The sequence below is a fragment of the Moritella marina ATCC 15381 genome, from assembly GCF_008931805.1.
Taxonomy (GTDB): Bacteria; Pseudomonadota; Gammaproteobacteria; order Enterobacterales; family Moritellaceae; genus Moritella; species Moritella marina.
This window is the reverse complement of sequence record NZ_CP044399.1, coordinates 1,650,120-1,666,012: the sequence shown is the minus strand read 5'-3', so window position 1 is coordinate 1,666,012 and position 15,893 is coordinate 1,650,120. Positions and strand designations below refer to the sequence as shown.

Below are 15,893 nucleotides of genomic sequence, written 5' to 3'. Positions count from 1 at the left end.
GCTTGACTTAAAGAGGGAATGCAATATGGATATATCCGCATTAACTAGAGTCGAAATTAGTATCCCTGATGGGATTAATTTTGATTCATTAGGACTAGAACTTGATGATGACGGTAGTATTTCCTTTGATATTGAAACATTGGAAGCTGTGGCATTAGAAAGTGGTATCGATATAGCCTTATTAGATGAAGGTTATGTATTACAAGTTTTACTGATTAGTTTTTATCAATGGCACCGAGTTCATAATGGTGAGTTGAACCCCGTTATGGAAGACATTATAGAACAAGCGAATGATTTATCGGCGTATTCTGATGATGAGCTGATTATGATTTTAGGTTCTGCAGAAATGGACAAGCAAGCCAACGTCGCTATATCGCAAATAGTACACTGATACTTCGATTCGTATCGTAACGACTTAAACGAAAAATGGAAGCCAATTGGCTTCCATTTTTATTTCATCAGGTTGTATAGTTAAGGTTATTCAGTGTCTTTAACTTGTAAGCCAACGTTACCCGTCTTAACAATATCAATGATACCTTTCTTGAATAATTGACCAACTGCGCTTTTGAATGTCTTCTTACTAACACCAAATAAGCGTGAGATTGTTTCAGGATCTGTTTTATCAGTCACCGGCATAAAACCACCGTGTTTATTTAGCTCTGATAATAACACTTGGCTAAAGTCTGATACTTTACCGTGACCAGGTTCGTTAAGCAGGATATCAATTTTGCCGTCTTCACGTACTTTTTGGATATATGCTTTTTGTTTTTCACCACGGTTTAATTTCTTAAACATTTCGTTTTTATAAACAACACCCCAATGGGTATTGTTTACGATCACTTTGTAACCAAGCTCTGTTGGATCAACTGGCGTGATTTCAACTTCTTCGTGGATCTTGTAACGTGCAGGTACATTGTCTACATGGCGATCAAGTTTTGTTGTTGCTGTAATACGACCGTGGATTCGATCTAAATAGATAGCAACAAGGTATTCACGACCAACTTGTAGTGGAGTACGTTGTTCGCTATAAGGTACTAACAAGTCCTTATCTAAACCCCAATCAAGGAATGCACCAACGTTGTTTACTTGTTTAACTTTTAGCATGACGAATTCGCCAACCGCACCAAGTACTTTTTGCGTTGTTGCAATGATACGATCTTCTGAATCAAGGTAGATAAATACCTCAAGCTCATCACCGATATCTATATCCAATGGTGAGTTTGTAAAAGGTAATAGAATTTCGCCTAATACACCGCCGTCCAGGTAGAAACCTGATCCAGTTTCTTTGATAATTTCTAAGGTATTTAACTTACCTAATTCTGCCATAATTCTTTGCTCTGTCTTGAAATAATGAGGGTTATTATAGTTCACCCAATAATGTGGGCAATGTACCACGAAGCGTGAAAAAAACCCAATATTTGCGGGTGAATTAATATTAATTACTTCAACGGTTAAATATATGCACTAATATTGCTTGATAATAATGCCTTCTGTTATACTTCGGCCACTTAATTGCGGTCTTTCTGAAGTTCAAATTCTCAAAACCTTAACGCAGTTCCAAATTCCTTTAATATTAGTATAAATTATCATGACACAACAAGACATCAAACTAACACGACTTAATAAATACATCAGTGACACGGGTTACTGTTCTCGCCGTGAGGCTGACCGCTTGATTGAACAAGGTCGCGTAACCATTAATGGTAAAATTCCAGAAATGGGCACTAAAGTGTCAGATGATGATGTGGTATCTGTAAACGGTAAGCCTGTTAAAGAAAAGCAAAAGCGCATTTATATTGCTTTAAACAAACCAGCAGGCATTACGTGTACAACAGAACGTCACATACAAGGTAATGTAATTGATCTGATTGATTACAACACGCGAATATTCCCAATTGGTCGACTTGATAAGCCTTCAGAAGGTCTTATCTTTTTAACCAACGACGGTGATATCGTAAATAAGATATTACGTGCTGGTAACGCGCACGAAAAAGAATACATGGTTAAAGTTGATAGCACAGTGACTGACCGATTCTTAAAAGACATGGCTCGCGGTGTACCGATCCTCGATACAGTGACTAAACCGTGTAAAGTAACGCGTGAAGGTCGCTTTGAATTTAAGATCATTTTAACGCAAGGTCTTAACCAACAGATCCGTCGCATGTGTGAACATTTTGGATTCCAAGTTAAATCACTAACGCGTACACGTATCATGAATATTGATATGCAAGGTTTAAAAACCGGTGACTGGCGTTTACTTACTGATAAAGAAATGGCTGAAATAAACAGCATGGTTGAAAGCTCTAGCAGTACTGAAGAAGCGTCAGACTATGGCCAAGAAAAACCGAAAACAAAAAGTCAGCACTCGAAACGTGGTGTGAATAGTGCAGCACGCCAGAAACGCTTTGGTTATGGTGATTACGCAGCAACACCTGGACAAGTTGAAAGTGATGCCCCAGCGACAGACTTTTGGTCTGATAACCAGCAAGAGGCAAGTACTAGCGTTGATGAGCAGGATGATTCAACAACTAATTTTTGGACTGAAAACGCAAAAGCGAATGCCAGTGTGATTGAAGAATCAAATCACGTTGTAGAAGATAACTCCGCGTCTTTTTCGGATGAGCAAATCGCTTCAAGAGCGCGTTTCGAATCAGCTCAAAAGCGTAAAAGTCATAAAAAACCAGCGACGCGTTTTAGTATTATCGCCGACCGTGAAAAAGCAAAGCTTGCGAATGCTAAGTCGGAACCAGCAGCGCCACGTGTTAAAGGTACTTTAACGTTGAAAAAGAAGTAACTGAATATCATGTCTGCTGACAATTATCCTGCAATCGATATCCCGTTTGATGTTCGCTATACATGCTTGTTTTGTGGCGAACCATCGCACTTAAACGTTAACATCCCGTTTTTGATAGACGATATGCATAAAGCGCCGCATGCACCATTGTCTGTGCCTGCGTGTGACGAGTGTTTATCTGTGGTTAAGAAAGCGCGTTGCCAGTCTATTTATCAATATCGCAACGTTGTTAAAGCGGCTTTAACGCGTAAATACCAAAAAGCGTTAAGTATCGGATCTAATTGGACAGAGCAAGAACTGCAAGATTCTGAGTTCGAAGGTGCTGCATTTGAAGGGTTTAAACGCAGTGCATGGATGATGTATACCATGGTTCAAGCAAGGGTTAACTATATCGGCTGGCCTTTATGTCTCGATGGTATTCCTCTTGATCCAGATGATGACGCTGGTGGATTTAGTTTTGATGGTACCGAATTTGTGAGTGTCGAGCACGCGATTGAACATTACATTAAAACATTCCATCTTGATACTGTCTTGCTACCTGAACTTGTTAAACAATTAGGTAAAGATAAATTCGGCTACTCAGTGCGTATTAGTCGTTTATATTTGACCATGACAGCCGCTGAACGAACGCAAATTATCGCTGATATCGTCGAGAGTCAGTCCTAAATTTGTTGTATTGATAACTCAAATTTTGAATTAGCCACGTGGGTATGTTTAGCCATCACCACGTGGTTTTTTTGTCTAAAAAAGATGAAATAAATAATTTAGAAGATAAAATTAACCATCACCGTATATAGTTGTGCATCCAGATCGCCATCGACAGGATCTGCAATTAACTCGCCGTTATCCCCCGAATTTGCATCGGTATATTTCCATTCCGCGTTTAGCGATATTGTCGTTGTTAAATCATAACGTACACCGAATAATAATGAGTTATTTTTTTGATTATGATGTGACTCTGCATAGGTCACATAAGGCGTAAACTTATCCATATTATACGCTAAGCTGGAATACCAATTGAAATGCATGGTATCGACTAAGACTTCTGTTGTTAACATCAATTTATCCCATGATTTCTCAAGACCTACTGTATAAATATTGATGTTGTCAGCAGGATATTGCTGAGTTGGTATACCTGGTAAGGTTACATCTACAGCATATTTAAAGTGAGCGTAATTAAACATGACTCGATAATCAAAGCCACTTACCTCACTGTGGAAACCGAATGTTTTTTCAATATCAAAATCATAATTAGTGGTGCGAATATTAACTTCGCCCTTACTTTCAACGCCTACATAAGGTGTCAATGTTAAGTAACTTTCATCATTTATTTCAATATCCCATGTTCCTGAAATACCATCATAAGATGTAATGCCTAAAATAGAATTATATACTTCCTGTGGGGGACGTGCTGATGTATAAGCTTGTCCGACATAATAGTATTCGGAACTGAGAAATAGCGGTAATCGTAGTCGACCTACTTTTAAATTAAAGTCTGAAACATTATAGCCAAGATAAGCCCATTCTAATTCTGGTGATGACCATTCATCCTGCGGGCGCTTGACGATTTGAACCGATGCATTAAAGCTATCGTTAAAACGAATATCACCTTGTAAACCAAATGTTGTATCACAATCGTAGCAAGTATCGTCAGTGATCTCTCTGTTTACATACAAGGGGGTTGCATTATCAGATTGTGTGATTGACGTAGAGCCAAATCCACTTAATGAAATATCGTCAGTTACGTTGATTTTTGCATTCGCTGCGAAAGTTGTAAGTGTAAGTGCTGTTGCCGTAAAGCAATATGTAGATATATTCATGCTTTATTCCTCCGGTTCTAAAACGAATAAAACATTAACATCTTCTGGTAATGACTTGATGGTGGCGTAAGCAATGCCATTAGGGTTTGCTTCTAACCAATCGAGAATGGACGCAATATCATTATCAGATATGGTTGTTGGTAAATTACCTTTACCTGAAAAAGCTAAACTTGCTCTGTAGCCGTTCATTTGTGATAACGATTTACCCAGTAACCCATCGTAAAAATCAGCTTTATCATTATCATCATCGGTCAAATCAACAAGATTAATATTTTTTTTATTAATTCGTTTTACTTTTCCTTTATAGATCATCCTTACTTTACTTTTACTGAGTTCAGGAAAGTCGTTATTTAATGAAAATACAGCAAAACTTCGACCTTCATCTTCGGTTATCTCTTCTTTTGCGTTGGCAGAAAGCGGTGCTGAGATCGAAATAATGAGTAGTGTGACGCAAAAACTGCGTAAGTTTAATCCTTTAAACATGTTTACCTGCTAATTTTAGTTCTGTTATCTATCATTCAAGTTAGACAGAAAAAGAGTAAATAACAAATAAATTTTTACATGGAAGTCATAATCTTATGCTAAATACGGTATCGATCAAAAAACGGCTAATCATTTTATTATTATGCCCTTTATTATTACTCACGTTGTTGATTGGCGATCGAGTCAGTGAGTCTGTTTCAACATTAAACCAACTTGATAAATTAAAATACCGATTGGAGTTGTTAACCGAGTCTCAAAATTTGAATGCGCTATTACACAATATGAGAGTTAATGCGTTAGCAAGTGATGCCGTTACACCGATAGATGAGTTGAATGCATTCACAGCATCGGTGAATAGATTAAAGCAATTAGCCCCGCTAGCGCTGCAGGATAGTGGTGCTGCAGTTGATTTATTATCTGATCTTGAAGGTGTCGAGGAAGAGTTTATTGACATTGCTGCTGCTGATGTCAATGATTGGTCAAGCTGGATATCAGATTCAACAAGTCAGTTACTTTTTATTCTTGAAAAAAATAGCCTTGATATTAAGGATAATGAGATTGAAAGTAATATTGAGGTATTATATCAATTGCAATGGCTTTACTTTTGGGCCAATGAAGAAAATTGGTACATCAACTTAATCGTCAGAGATATTGGCCTGGATATAAAGCCTCTATTACAGCCAATCGTCGAAAGACAGCAGCTTTTTATCGAACGCTTTATTTCCATTAGTGCTGACAACAACCAAATATCACTATTGCAAAGTACATTTTCAGATCAAGTATTCACAGACAGTTATGCATTACGCAGCTTGATTCAAAACGGACACTTTAAAGCAACAAATAATTACGACATATCAGCGTTGGATAAACGCTTGGTCTTAATAAACCAAGTTGTGTCAAATGTTGGGGCTAATTTATCAGTCAAAATTAAAGCCAAGGTTGCTGAAGCTAAAATGCATGTGATGGCCTTTTCAATTTTTATTACCGCATTATTACTCTGTGCGTCTTACTTAGGTTGGATGTTAATACAACGGATTATTGGTAATTTAAAAGAAATTATTACCACGTTAACGCGTATTGAAAACAGCCATGATTATTCCCTTAAAATAAGCATCGATGGCAAAGATGAATTTAGTGCGTTTGCAAAAATGCTTAATAAGCTCATTGAAGAGCGCTACATTAATGAAAGGCATATTATTCAAGCTAAGGAGTCAGCAGAACAGGCCAATGTGGCGAAAAGCTCATTCTTGGCCAACATGTCTCATGAAATTAGAACGCCACTCAATGGTGTCATCGGTATGTCCAATATTTTATCGAGCACAAAACTAACACCGACCCAGCAAGACTATCTCGCGATCATTGAAAATTCGTCACAAACGTTACTAATATTAATTAACGACATTCTTGATTTTTCAAAAATTGAATCTGGCCACTTAGCTATCTCACATCATAATTGTAATTTACGCGAAGTTGTTTACGACACCGTCGCGATTGTTATCCCGAGTGCGGCATTCAAACACCTAGACCTTGTTGTTAATATCGATGCTGAGTTACCTGATGATCTATTACTTGATGAGCATCGATTGCGCCAAGTGTTAATGAATCTACTGTCTAATGCTGTTAAATTTACGAATAGCGGTGCGGTTTGTTTAACACTCAAGTGTAAACAATTGGCTAATAACCGCGCCGAGTTGTATTTTTCTGTTGCTGATACTGGTACTGGTATTGAAGCAGATAAACAAAAGAAAATTTTTGAACCCTTTACCCAAGAAGACGGCACAATTACCCGTGAATTTGGTGGTACTGGTTTAGGACTAGCCATTAGCACACAATTAGTTGAATTGATGGGTGGACAAATTGATATTAATTCAGGGAAAGGTAAGGGGAGTGATTTCTTCTTCACGATTGAGGCTGATATTGCTGTAGACATTAGAACGCAGAAATTTGTAGAAACGAATACTCAAATTATCGTGATCACAAATGAAATCGATTCAAGTGTGAAAATACAAGCTGAATTATTACGTAGTGATATAACGGACGTTGTATCGATAGCGTATATGCAGGATCTCCTTCACCATTTAGCCGGTAATGTATTAGATGAAAACGCAGAACAAGTGATAATCTACTGTCAAAAAAGCATTCAACTAACGTTAAAAGAAATCGATTTTTTAAACAAACTTAAGCTTAAGCATGCGTTTGTAGTCGTGCAGTCTCATAAAGACGAGAAATATGATTTTGACCATCGTATTGATGGCTTAGTGACAACACCGTTACTTGGTAACCGTCTATTAAACACAATTCAAGCCGCGCTGGTTAATAAACTTGAATCTTTCGGCGGTAAAGAAAATGCAGCAGGCGTTTTATTAGAACAGGGTAAGGCTAAACAGGTAAGTGTTGAGAGTGATAGCACCGATACTGGTATTGACAGCAGTATTGATAACAGTGCCGATAATAGTATTAATAATCTGATACTTATTGTAGAAGATAATTTGATTAATCAAAAAGTAGCGACACTCTTGCTTAAGCAGTGTGGTTACGACAGTCACATCGCCAACAACGGTGAGGAAGCTGTCACGAAAGTGACGTCTGGTGAATTCAAATATAAAGCAATCTTAATGGATTGTATGATGCCGATTATGGATGGTTTTACTGCAACTGAACACATCCGAGAGTGGGAGGTGTCATCTGCAACAACACCAACGCCGATCATAGCATTGACGGCGAGTGTACTTGACGCTGATATACAACGTTGCTTTGATGTTGGTATGGACGATTATGTACCGAAACCGTTTAAGAAGGATTTACTTATGGACAAAATAGATCGACTCGCAAAAGTTGCTTAAGATAGTGTCAATATAGCTTCTTATTTGTAAATATTGTTTTTTATGTGTAAACATGTTTAGTGTGTGTAAATGCTGTTAATTATCCTTTTGGGATTGTAATAGCTGATGTTGCTGGCTAATGAGTACTTTTAGTTCGGCAATATCTTGCTTTAAATCGCTAACTTCAGTTTTTAATTCACCCACACTTGTTGTATTTTTAAGGCTCTCTTCCCCACCATCGACAAACCAGGATGATATGAAACCGGTAAACGTACCAAAGAGACCGACACCTGCAGTCATGAGTAATGCCGCAATGATACGTCCGCCAGTGGTGACGGGGTAGTAGTCACCGTAACCAACAGTCGTTATTGTCACAAATGACCACCAAAGTGCGTCGATGCCGTTATTGATGTTACTGCCTACTTGATCCTGTTCTAACAATAAAATACCGATAGCACCAAAGGTGACAAGGATGAAGGATATCGCAGATACCAGCGAAAAGGTGGCTTTAAACCGATGTTCAAAAATCATTTTTAAGATAATTTTTGATGAGCGTATATTCTGAATAGATCTTAATACTCTAGCGATACGAATTATGCGAATAAACTGCAGTTGCTCGACCATCGGAATACTCGACAGTAGGTCAATCCAACCCCATTTCATAAACTGAAATTTATTCTCAGCTTGGTGAAAGCGAATTACAAAGTCAGTGAAAAAGAATAAGCAAATCGTATTATCTACGCTCGTTAATATTTCAGTGACGTTACTTGAAAAGGTAAAAATAAGTTGCAGTAGTGATGATACGACCACATGAAGTGATAAAATAAGCATGAAAATCTGAAATGGATTTACATCACTGTTGTTTTTGGTGCCACTTTTAAGGTTCGTTTTCACAATCTGCTGCCTCGGTTCATTGATTTTGTTAATATAAACCTTAGTCAGTAGCAAGACAAAATATATTTACATCAATGTCATCGTATTATTCAACCGCGCGTCGTGTATTCAGACCAAGATCGTTGTATATGTTAGTCATGTAGCGATGAGATTATCATGCGACAGGAGAGAATTATGTTTGTTATTATTTTTTACGTACCTAAAGTTAATGTTGAAGAAGTAAAACAGGCGTTATTTAACGTCGGAGCTGGCACCATCGGTGATTATGATAGTTGTGCTTGGCAATGTTTGGGGACTGGGCAGTTCCAACCTTTACTTGGTAGCCAGCCACATATTGGTAAGCTAAATGAGGTTGAATTCGTTGATGAGTTTAGAGTAGAAATGGTTTGTCGAGCAGAAAATGTAAGGGCAGCAATAAATGCACTTATTGCTGCGCACCCTTATGAAGAACCTGCTTATCATATTCTGCAAACATTGAATCTTGATGAGTTACCTTAAGTTAGATGCACTGCACTTAATTGGTTCGCTGTGCTAGGTTAGCAATTAGCAATTTTGACCATGTTAGCGATAGTTTTGGCACAAGTGATCGATATTAAACTATCCGATTCAGATCCCATTTTTACTGCTGAATTAGGTTTCATTACACTTGTTCTAGTGGTTTTTCCCGACAGGTGTAACTCTGTTACTTGCGTAAGGTTGATAATCTCTACCGCATTGGCAGGAGTTACACCTGCACCAGGCATAATACTAATTCTACCATCTGCTTGGTTAACTAACGTTTGGATTAAGGCGCAGCCTTCTAGCGCTTGAGCTTGTTGACCAGAGGTTAAAATACGCTCACAACCAGCAGTGATCAAGGTCTCCAAGGCTTGTTGTGGATCATTACACAAGTCGAAAGCGCGGTGGAAGGTTACGCCGAGATCACGTGATGCCACCATTAAGCGTTTTAAAGCTGGCTCGTCAATATTACCATCTGCTGTTAACGCGCCAATAACGACCCCTTGGACACCGAGTAACTTCATGAATTTGATGTCGGAAACCATAATATCAACTTCTTGTTCGCTATATACAAAATCACCGGCGCGAGGGCGAATAATGGCATAAATGGGGATCGTTGCTAGATCAATAGACTTTTGTACAAAACCTGCGTTGGCGGTCAAGCCACCTAATGCTAATGCCGAGCACAACTCAATACGATCGGCGCCAGATGCTTGAGCCGTCAGCAGTGATTCTATATTATCGACACATACTTCTATTGTCATTGTCATATACTTCTCTTTAAAAAGTTTATTAAAAATAATAAAGCCAGCATAAGTCGTTTTATACAATATGAAAGGGGAAAAGGCGACTTAGCTCGCCTAGATCAATTATTATGGCAGAATACTGCCGTATTGTGATTAGAAAGACAGTTTTTTAAGCTCAATAGCCGTTATCGCGTTGTTATCTACCATCGTGTAACTTTTCTGGCCTGGGTGCTTTATTAACACTGTTTCAGTGGCTGGATTAGGGTGAAATGATTCTTTTTTCAAATCTGTTTTTTTGTATTTGAACGTACCTGTAATGTCTTGCTGCTCACGAAGACGTACAAATATTGGTTGCGCATAGCTTGGTAGTGCCGCATTGACATGTTGATAGAATTCAGACGCTGAAAATTCATGAATAGGGCAATTCAAAGTCAGCGCGACCATGCCTGCTCGGCCATCGTGATGTGGGAGCTTGACACCATAAGCCACACTTTGCTCAATTTGCACAAAATCGTTAACTTGAGCTTCTACTTGCGTCGTGGCGACATTTTCACCTTTCCAGCGGAATGTATCACCTAATCTATCCACAAAGGAAATATGGCGATAACCTTGGTAATGAACGAGATCGCCGGTATTAAAATAACAGTCACCGTCTTTTAATACTGACTTAAATAGCTTTTTATTACTTTCGTTGTCATCGGTATAACCATCAAATGGTGAACGTTTAGTTATCTTTGTTAGCAGTAGCCCTGTTTCTCCCGTTTTTACTTTGGTCATTTTCCCTTTCGCATTATACACAGGTTTGTCATTGTCAATATCATATTGTATGACGGTAAAAGCAAGTGGAGTAACCCCCGCTGTATGCGGTAAGTTCAGCGCATTGGAGAACACAAGATTACACTCACTGGCGCCATAGAATTCATTAATATGCTCGATCCCAAAACGTTGTTGGAAATGATCCCAAATTTCGGGGCGTAATCCATTACCTATGATTTTCTTTATATTATGCTGTTTGTCTTTATTGCTAGGCGGTACATTTAATAAATAACGGCAGAGCTCGCCGATGTAAGTAAACGCAGTGGCATTATGAGCACGAACTTCATCCCAAAAGCGACTTGAACTGAATTTTTCAGAAAGTGCGAGGGTTGCTGCGCTACCAAACACGGCGCTTAATGACACTGTCAGTGCATTGTTATGGTATAGGGGGAGTGATAAATACAATACATCATCAGCTGTTAAGCGTAATGATGCCATCCCCATGCCTGCCATGGATTTAAACCAACGGTGATGGCTCATTCTTGCTGCTTTTGGCAGTCCAGTTTTTCCCGAGGTAAAGATATAAAACGCGCAATGCTTAAGCTGTATTTGTGCTGTTGATTCAGGGTTCAATACTGAATATCCTGCGACTAGTGTAGATATGTTTTTATAACCATCACTCATGTCTGGCGTTTCTAAAGCGGGTACGTAAAAGACATTCTGTTGTAATGTCGATGACAAATTGGTTTCAATATTATTAATGGCGGATGTGTATAGTTCATCTGCGATGAGTAATTTGGTATCGACCACGCTAAGACTATGTTCGAGGATTGAATCCCGTTGTGTCGTATTTATCATACAAGCAATCGCGCCAAGCTTGACAACTGCGAGGGCAATAATGATGGTTTCAGGCCTGTTATCGAGCATGATGGCGACTTTATCATTTTTACCAATGCCGTATTCATGAAGGAAATGGGCATATTGATTTGCTTGCTTATTCAATGAATCGTAACTATAACGCTGGTCTTTAAATTGTATTGCGATCAAGTCAGAGTTATTGACAGCTTGCTGCTCTAGTAATAAACCAATAGACATAAAACGTTCGGGCTTTGCTTGTTGTAAGTGCCATAAGCCTTTGATGATTGGCTTTGGGGTTTTTAATAGATTGATGGTACTTTTCAGGAATTGTTTGCCGGTTATAACAGTCATAAGCTAATTCTTTTTATCAAGAAGAGGGGTTATGACACCAAATAAATGGGTCACGCGTTGGTTTAATTTGGTTAGACTAAATGTGTTGTTTTGCTGTGATAATGCGACGTTCAAACAAACTTGAGAAGGTAAAAAAATAGCATTTTTAAATTGAACATCAATACTAATGTGTTGAATATCAATCAAGTTTTCTAACTGTGCGAGCACGCGTGCTTTAGCAAACATGCCATGTGCTATTGCTGTTTTAAACCCCATTAGTTTCGCTGGGATAAAATGTAAATGGATTGGATTTGTGTCTTTGGAGATATAAGCATATTTATATACGTCAAAAGGACTAAATTTAAACAATGAAATCGGCTCGTAAGCATAATTCGCTGGCGTATTTACTATTTTCTCACCGCTGGAACGTTGAGATCGTTGGCACGTTTTTCGCTGTTTCGTTTTCTGTAAGAATGTCGATGTACACTCCCACGCAAATTGTCCATCTACAAACACATCAATATGAGTATCAATGAAACGTCCTGTATCCGTTATGTACTCCTTAATTACACGACATGTGCTCGTCAATATCGCGTTTAATGCTATCGGTTGATGTTGTGTTATGCGATTTCGATAATGGACTAGTCCTAATATAGATATCGGAAATTGTGTTGATGTCATGAGTTTCATCAATAATGGAAAGATCATCACAAATGGATAAGTAACCGGTACATAGTTTGTGTTATTAAACCCACAGCATTTAATATATTGCTTTAAATTTCGCTGATCTATTTTTTGTCCACTGATACTAAATTGCTCAGTACACACTTGTGTCGACCAAGTGTTCATCAGTGTTTTAACAATTGTATTGACCACTGCTTTCACATATAAAAGCGAGATAATCGGTTGCTTTGTTAACAGTGTGATCTGGTTAGCGTGCATTGAAATAATTCATATAAGAGTATGTAGCATTTATGTTAATATTTTGTTTTGGAAGTTGAATTGGCGAATCCGTAATCGGTTTATGGCAGTTCGGTCAAATACTTCAGGTAAACTCGTTACTCATACCATTGATAGTGTTAAAGTGATTGACTGAATAAAGAATAGAGCTAAAAGTGGAAAAATTATGCAAGATGCGGGTATGTTATTACGCATTGCTTATGAGGCAATGAAAGAGTTAGAGGTTGATGTCATTGAAGTACTTTCTCGTTGTAACATAAGTGAAGAAGTACTGAATGATAAGGATCTTCGCACACCTAATCATGCACAAACACATTTTTGGCAAGTATTAGAAGACATATCACAAGATCCTAACATCGGCATTTCACTTGGTGAGAGAATGCCAGTGTTCACGGGGCAGGTATTACAGTATCTTTTTCTCAGTAGTCCTACATTTGGTACTGGCTGGGAACGCGCAACAAAATACTTTCGATTAATCAGTGATGCGGCGAGTGTTTCTATCAAGATGGAAGGCTGTGAAGCGCGATTATCTGTGAACTTAGATGGTTTAGCGGAAGATGCGAATCGTCATTTGAATGATTGCCTAGTGATCGGTGCATTTAAATTTTGTTTATATGTGACAGAAGGCGAATTTAAAGTAAGCAAAATAGCCTTTGCTCATGCTCGCCCGAAAGATATTACTGCCTATACCAATGTATTTACATGTCCGATTGAGTTTGCTGCCGAAGATAATTATATTTATTTCGATGCTGATTTACTCGAACGTCCTTCTTCGCATGCGGAGCCTGAGCTATTCGCCTTACACGATCAGCTTGCAAGCCGTAAAATAGCCAAGTTAGAACTGCAAGATTTAGTGGATAAAGTACGTAAGGTTATTGCACAACAACTTGAGTCTGGTGTGGTGACTTTAGAAAGTATCGCCACTGAACTTGACATGAAACCACGTATGCTAAGAGCGAAGTTAGCTGACATTGATTATAACTTTAATCAAATACTCGCTGATTTTCGTTGCGAGTTATCAAAAAAACTGTTGGCGAATACGGACGAGTCTATTGATCAGATTGTCTATCTCACTGGTTTTTCTGAACCAAGTACTTTTTATCGTGCCTTTAAGCGCTGGGTTAAAATGACGCCAATTGAATATCGCCGTAGCAAACTCGCGGTTAGGCATGCTAATCAACACGAGTCCTAAAAATTCGCTGCTTAGTGCATAGTGCATAGTGCATAGTGCTAGTAAGCCAAGTACAAAGCGTTAAAGTTAAGTACTTGAGCGAACCATCAGACACCACTTACTAGATTAAGCACCTATTAATGATTGACCACAAATTCTGATCGTATTGCCTGTGATCCCTGCAGCTTGAGGTTGCGCAAAAAAAGCTATCGCTTCAGCAACATCAACTGGCTTACCACCTTGTTTTAATGAATTCATACGACGACCAGCTTCACGAACTGTAAATGGAATCGCTGCTGTCATTTTTGTTTCAATAAAGCCTGGTGCAACAGCATTAATGGTGATGTATTTGTCTGCAAGCGGAGTTTGCATTGCATCAACATAACCAATGACTGCGGCCTTAGACGTTGCATAATTAGTCTGACCAAAGTTACCCGCAATCCCACTCATCGAAGACACACAAACAATGCGGCCATAGTCGTTGAGCAGATCATCATTTAGCAGTCGCTCATTGATTCTTTCCATTGCCGACAAGTTAATATCCATCAGTACATCCCAATGGTTATCCGGCATACGTGCTAGCGTTTTGTCTTTTGTTACCCCGGCATTATGGACGATGATATCAAGCGACTGTTCTCGCACAAAGTCAGCAATGATATTTGGGGCGTCAGCAGCGGTAATATCAGCAACAATGCTGCTACCTTTCAAGCAATGAGCTACTTTTTCAAGGTCCTGTTTTAATGCCGGAATGTCTAAGCAAATAACATGTGCGCCATCACGGGCGAGTGTTTCAGCAATAGCAGCCCCGATGCCACGTGATGCACCAGTGACAAGTGCTGTCTTTCCTTGTAATGGTTTTGCCGTGTTACTTGTTTCGTTAATAACTTCGTTAATAACTTCGTTAATAACTTCGTTAATAGCCCCATTAATCGAACCGGGTTTTACGTTAATAACCTGTGCTGAGATATAGGCTGATTTTGCTGAGGTTAAGAAACGTAGCGGGGCCTCTAATAATTGCTCACTACCAGGTTGTACATAGATAAGTTGACAGGTACTACCATTCTTGCCTATTTCTTTGGCGACACTGCGACAAAACCCTTCTAAAGATCTTTGTACAGTCGCGTAGCTTACATCGTCAAGATGTTCACTCGGATGACCTAACACGATCACTCTGCTGCATGGCGAGAGCTGCTTAATTACAGGTTGAAAAAAACGATGTAATGCACTTAATTGCTTGCTGTTCTTAATGCCTGAGGCGTCGAAGATAATACCGTTGAAGCGATCTGTTTTAGCGATAGCATTAAGGCTAATAGGTGTCGCGACTAAAGACGTTTGATTAAATTCAATATTAAGATCGGCTAACGCTGACGTGTTATTAGGATAAGAAATCGTGACTTCAGCATCTTTAAATGTGTTAAGAATGGGTTTAATTAATTTGCTGTTGCTGGCTGCGCCGATGAGTAAGTTGCCAGAGATGAGATCGGTTCCCTGATCGTAGCGTGTTAACGTAACCGGTCGTGGCAGATTAAGCGCTTTAAATAAACCTGATGTCCACTTGCCATTAGCGAGTTTTGCGTATGTATCCGTCATTTTCTAATCCTTGTTATAGTGAACAGTTTGAATCTCGAAGATGTACATGTGTTAAAAATTATCTGATAGCTATGACTTATCTGCCACTACGTAATAATAAATAGACCAGTTCATTACATCGTTAATCGATATAGTATAACTAAATACTAAGTAAATTATAATGATAAGACT

Annotated in this window: 14 protein-coding genes; 6 read left to right on the top strand and 8 right to left on the bottom strand. The window is 38.7% G+C overall.

Features of this window, described 5'->3' with window-relative positions:
• The first annotated feature begins 25 nt into the window (after window positions 1–25).
• Window positions 26–391, top strand: coding sequence for a hypothetical protein (locus FR932_RS07475; RefSeq protein ID WP_019440077.1), 366 nt, complete (start codon window positions 26–28; stop codon window positions 389–391).
• Between the two features lie 86 nt (window positions 392–477).
• Here the strand turns inward: FR932_RS07475 and FR932_RS07470 are convergent, their stop codons facing one another.
• On the bottom strand, window positions 478–1,326 hold the full coding sequence (locus tag FR932_RS07470; RefSeq protein WP_019440078.1) for a CvfB family protein: 849 nt from the start codon (window positions 1,324–1,326) through the stop codon (window positions 478–480).
• A 262-nt stretch (window positions 1,327–1,588) separates the two neighbouring features.
• On the opposite strand from FR932_RS07470, the gene rluF reads away from it, so the two are divergent.
• Both rluF and FR932_RS07460 read left to right on the top strand, forming a co-directional pair.
• A complete protein-coding gene (rluF, locus tag FR932_RS07465) occupies window positions 1,589–2,794 on the top strand; it encodes a 23S rRNA pseudouridine(2604) synthase RluF (RefSeq protein WP_019440079.1) in 1,206 nt (401 codons plus the stop codon).
• Between the two features lie 9 nt (window positions 2,795–2,803).
• Window positions 2,804–3,460 carry a hypothetical protein gene (locus FR932_RS07460; protein WP_019440080.1) on the top strand — a complete coding sequence of 219 codons (657 nt, stop codon included), beginning with the start codon at window positions 2,804–2,806 and terminating at the stop codon, window positions 3,458–3,460.
• Between the two features lie 98 nt (window positions 3,461–3,558).
• On the opposite strand, the gene FR932_RS07455 is transcribed toward FR932_RS07460, so the two are convergent.
• Window positions 3,559–4,614 (bottom strand): hypothetical protein, encoded by a 1,056-nt coding sequence (locus FR932_RS07455; protein WP_019440081.1) that lies wholly within the window; start codon window positions 4,612–4,614, stop codon window positions 3,559–3,561.
• Window positions 4,615–4,617: 3 nt separating this feature from the next.
• Window positions 4,618–5,097, bottom strand: a complete 480-nt coding sequence (locus FR932_RS07450) for a hypothetical protein (protein ID WP_019440082.1) — start codon at window positions 5,095–5,097, stop codon at window positions 4,618–4,620.
• Between the two features lie 95 nt (window positions 5,098–5,192).
• On the opposite strand from FR932_RS07450, the gene FR932_RS07445 reads away from it, so the two are divergent.
• On the top strand, window positions 5,193–7,940 hold the full coding sequence (locus tag FR932_RS07445) for a hybrid sensor histidine kinase/response regulator (RefSeq protein ID WP_019440083.1): 2,748 nt from the start codon (window positions 5,193–5,195) through the stop codon (window positions 7,938–7,940).
• 75 nt (window positions 7,941–8,015) lie between these two features.
• Here FR932_RS07445 and FR932_RS07440 read toward each other — a convergent pair whose 3' ends face one another.
• A complete protein-coding gene (locus tag FR932_RS07440; protein ID WP_019440084.1) occupies window positions 8,016–8,813 on the bottom strand; it encodes an ion transporter in 798 nt (265 codons plus the stop codon).
• A 174-nt stretch (window positions 8,814–8,987) separates the two neighbouring features.
• Here FR932_RS07440 and FR932_RS07435 point away from each other — a divergent pair, with 174 nt between their 5' ends.
• Entirely contained in the window at window positions 8,988–9,311 is a 324-nt protein-coding gene (locus FR932_RS07435) for a YqfO family protein (protein WP_019440085.1), read from the top strand.
• 38 nt (window positions 9,312–9,349) lie between these two features.
• Here the strand turns inward: FR932_RS07435 and FR932_RS07430 are convergent, their stop codons facing one another.
• The 3 genes from FR932_RS07430 to FR932_RS07420 all read right to left on the bottom strand — a co-directional run bounded on the left by FR932_RS07430 (window position 9,350) and on the right by FR932_RS07420 (window position 12,877).
• Window positions 9,350–10,081 (bottom strand): copper homeostasis protein CutC, encoded by a 732-nt coding sequence (locus FR932_RS07430; protein ID WP_019628764.1) that lies wholly within the window; start codon window positions 10,079–10,081, stop codon window positions 9,350–9,352.
• 129 nt (window positions 10,082–10,210) lie between these two features.
• Window positions 10,211–12,022: a long-chain-acyl-CoA synthetase gene (locus FR932_RS07425; protein ID WP_019440087.1), complete on the bottom strand. Its 1,812-nt coding sequence runs from the start codon at window positions 12,020–12,022 to the stop codon at window positions 10,211–10,213.
• Window positions 12,023–12,025: 3 nt separating this feature from the next.
• Window positions 12,026–12,877, bottom strand: a complete 852-nt coding sequence (locus tag FR932_RS07420; RefSeq protein ID WP_240532355.1) for a MaoC/PaaZ C-terminal domain-containing protein — start codon at window positions 12,875–12,877, stop codon at window positions 12,026–12,028.
• Window positions 12,878–13,127: 250 nt separating this feature from the next.
• Here FR932_RS07420 and FR932_RS07415 point away from each other — a divergent pair, with 250 nt between their 5' ends.
• On the top strand, window positions 13,128–14,153 hold the full coding sequence (locus FR932_RS07415; protein WP_019440089.1) for an AraC family transcriptional regulator: 1,026 nt from the start codon (window positions 13,128–13,130) through the stop codon (window positions 14,151–14,153).
• Between the two features lie 105 nt (window positions 14,154–14,258).
• Here FR932_RS07415 and FR932_RS07410 read toward each other — a convergent pair whose 3' ends face one another.
• A complete protein-coding gene (locus FR932_RS07410; RefSeq protein ID WP_019440090.1) occupies window positions 14,259–15,722 on the bottom strand; it encodes a 3-oxoacyl-ACP reductase in 1,464 nt (487 codons plus the stop codon).
• Window positions 15,723–15,893: the final 171 nt, after the last annotated feature.

Excerpts from the sequence above, each read along its gene's own strand:
- FR932_RS07430 (WP_019628764.1), bottom strand. The coding sequence starts at position 10,081 with ATGACAATGACAATAGAAGTATGTGTCGATAATATAGAATCACTGCTG.
- FR932_RS07450 (WP_019440082.1), bottom strand. The coding sequence starts at position 5,097 with ATGTTTAAAGGATTAAACTTACGCAGTTTTTGCGTCACACTACTCATT.
- FR932_RS07415 (WP_019440089.1), top strand. The coding sequence starts at position 13,128 with ATGCAAGATGCGGGTATGTTATTACGCATTGCTTATGAGGCAATGAAA.
- FR932_RS07475 (WP_019440077.1), top strand. The coding sequence starts at position 26 with ATGGATATATCCGCATTAACTAGAGTCGAAATTAGTATCCCTGATGGG.
- FR932_RS07425 (WP_019440087.1), bottom strand. The coding sequence starts at position 12,022 with ATGACTGTTATAACCGGCAAACAATTCCTGAAAAGTACCATCAATCTA.
- FR932_RS07455 (WP_019440081.1), bottom strand. The coding sequence starts at position 4,614 with ATGAATATATCTACATATTGCTTTACGGCAACAGCACTTACACTTACA.
- FR932_RS07435 (WP_019440085.1), top strand. The coding sequence starts at position 8,988 with ATGTTTGTTATTATTTTTTACGTACCTAAAGTTAATGTTGAAGAAGTA.
- FR932_RS07410 (WP_019440090.1), bottom strand. The coding sequence starts at position 15,722 with ATGACGGATACATACGCAAAACTCGCTAATGGCAAGTGGACATCAGGT.
- rluF (WP_019440079.1), top strand. The coding sequence starts at position 1,589 with ATGACACAACAAGACATCAAACTAACACGACTTAATAAATACATCAGT.
- FR932_RS07460 (WP_019440080.1), top strand. The coding sequence starts at position 2,804 with ATGTCTGCTGACAATTATCCTGCAATCGATATCCCGTTTGATGTTCGC.
- FR932_RS07470 (WP_019440078.1), bottom strand. The coding sequence starts at position 1,326 with ATGGCAGAATTAGGTAAGTTAAATACCTTAGAAATTATCAAAGAAACT.
- FR932_RS07445 (WP_019440083.1), top strand. The coding sequence starts at position 5,193 with ATGCTAAATACGGTATCGATCAAAAAACGGCTAATCATTTTATTATTA.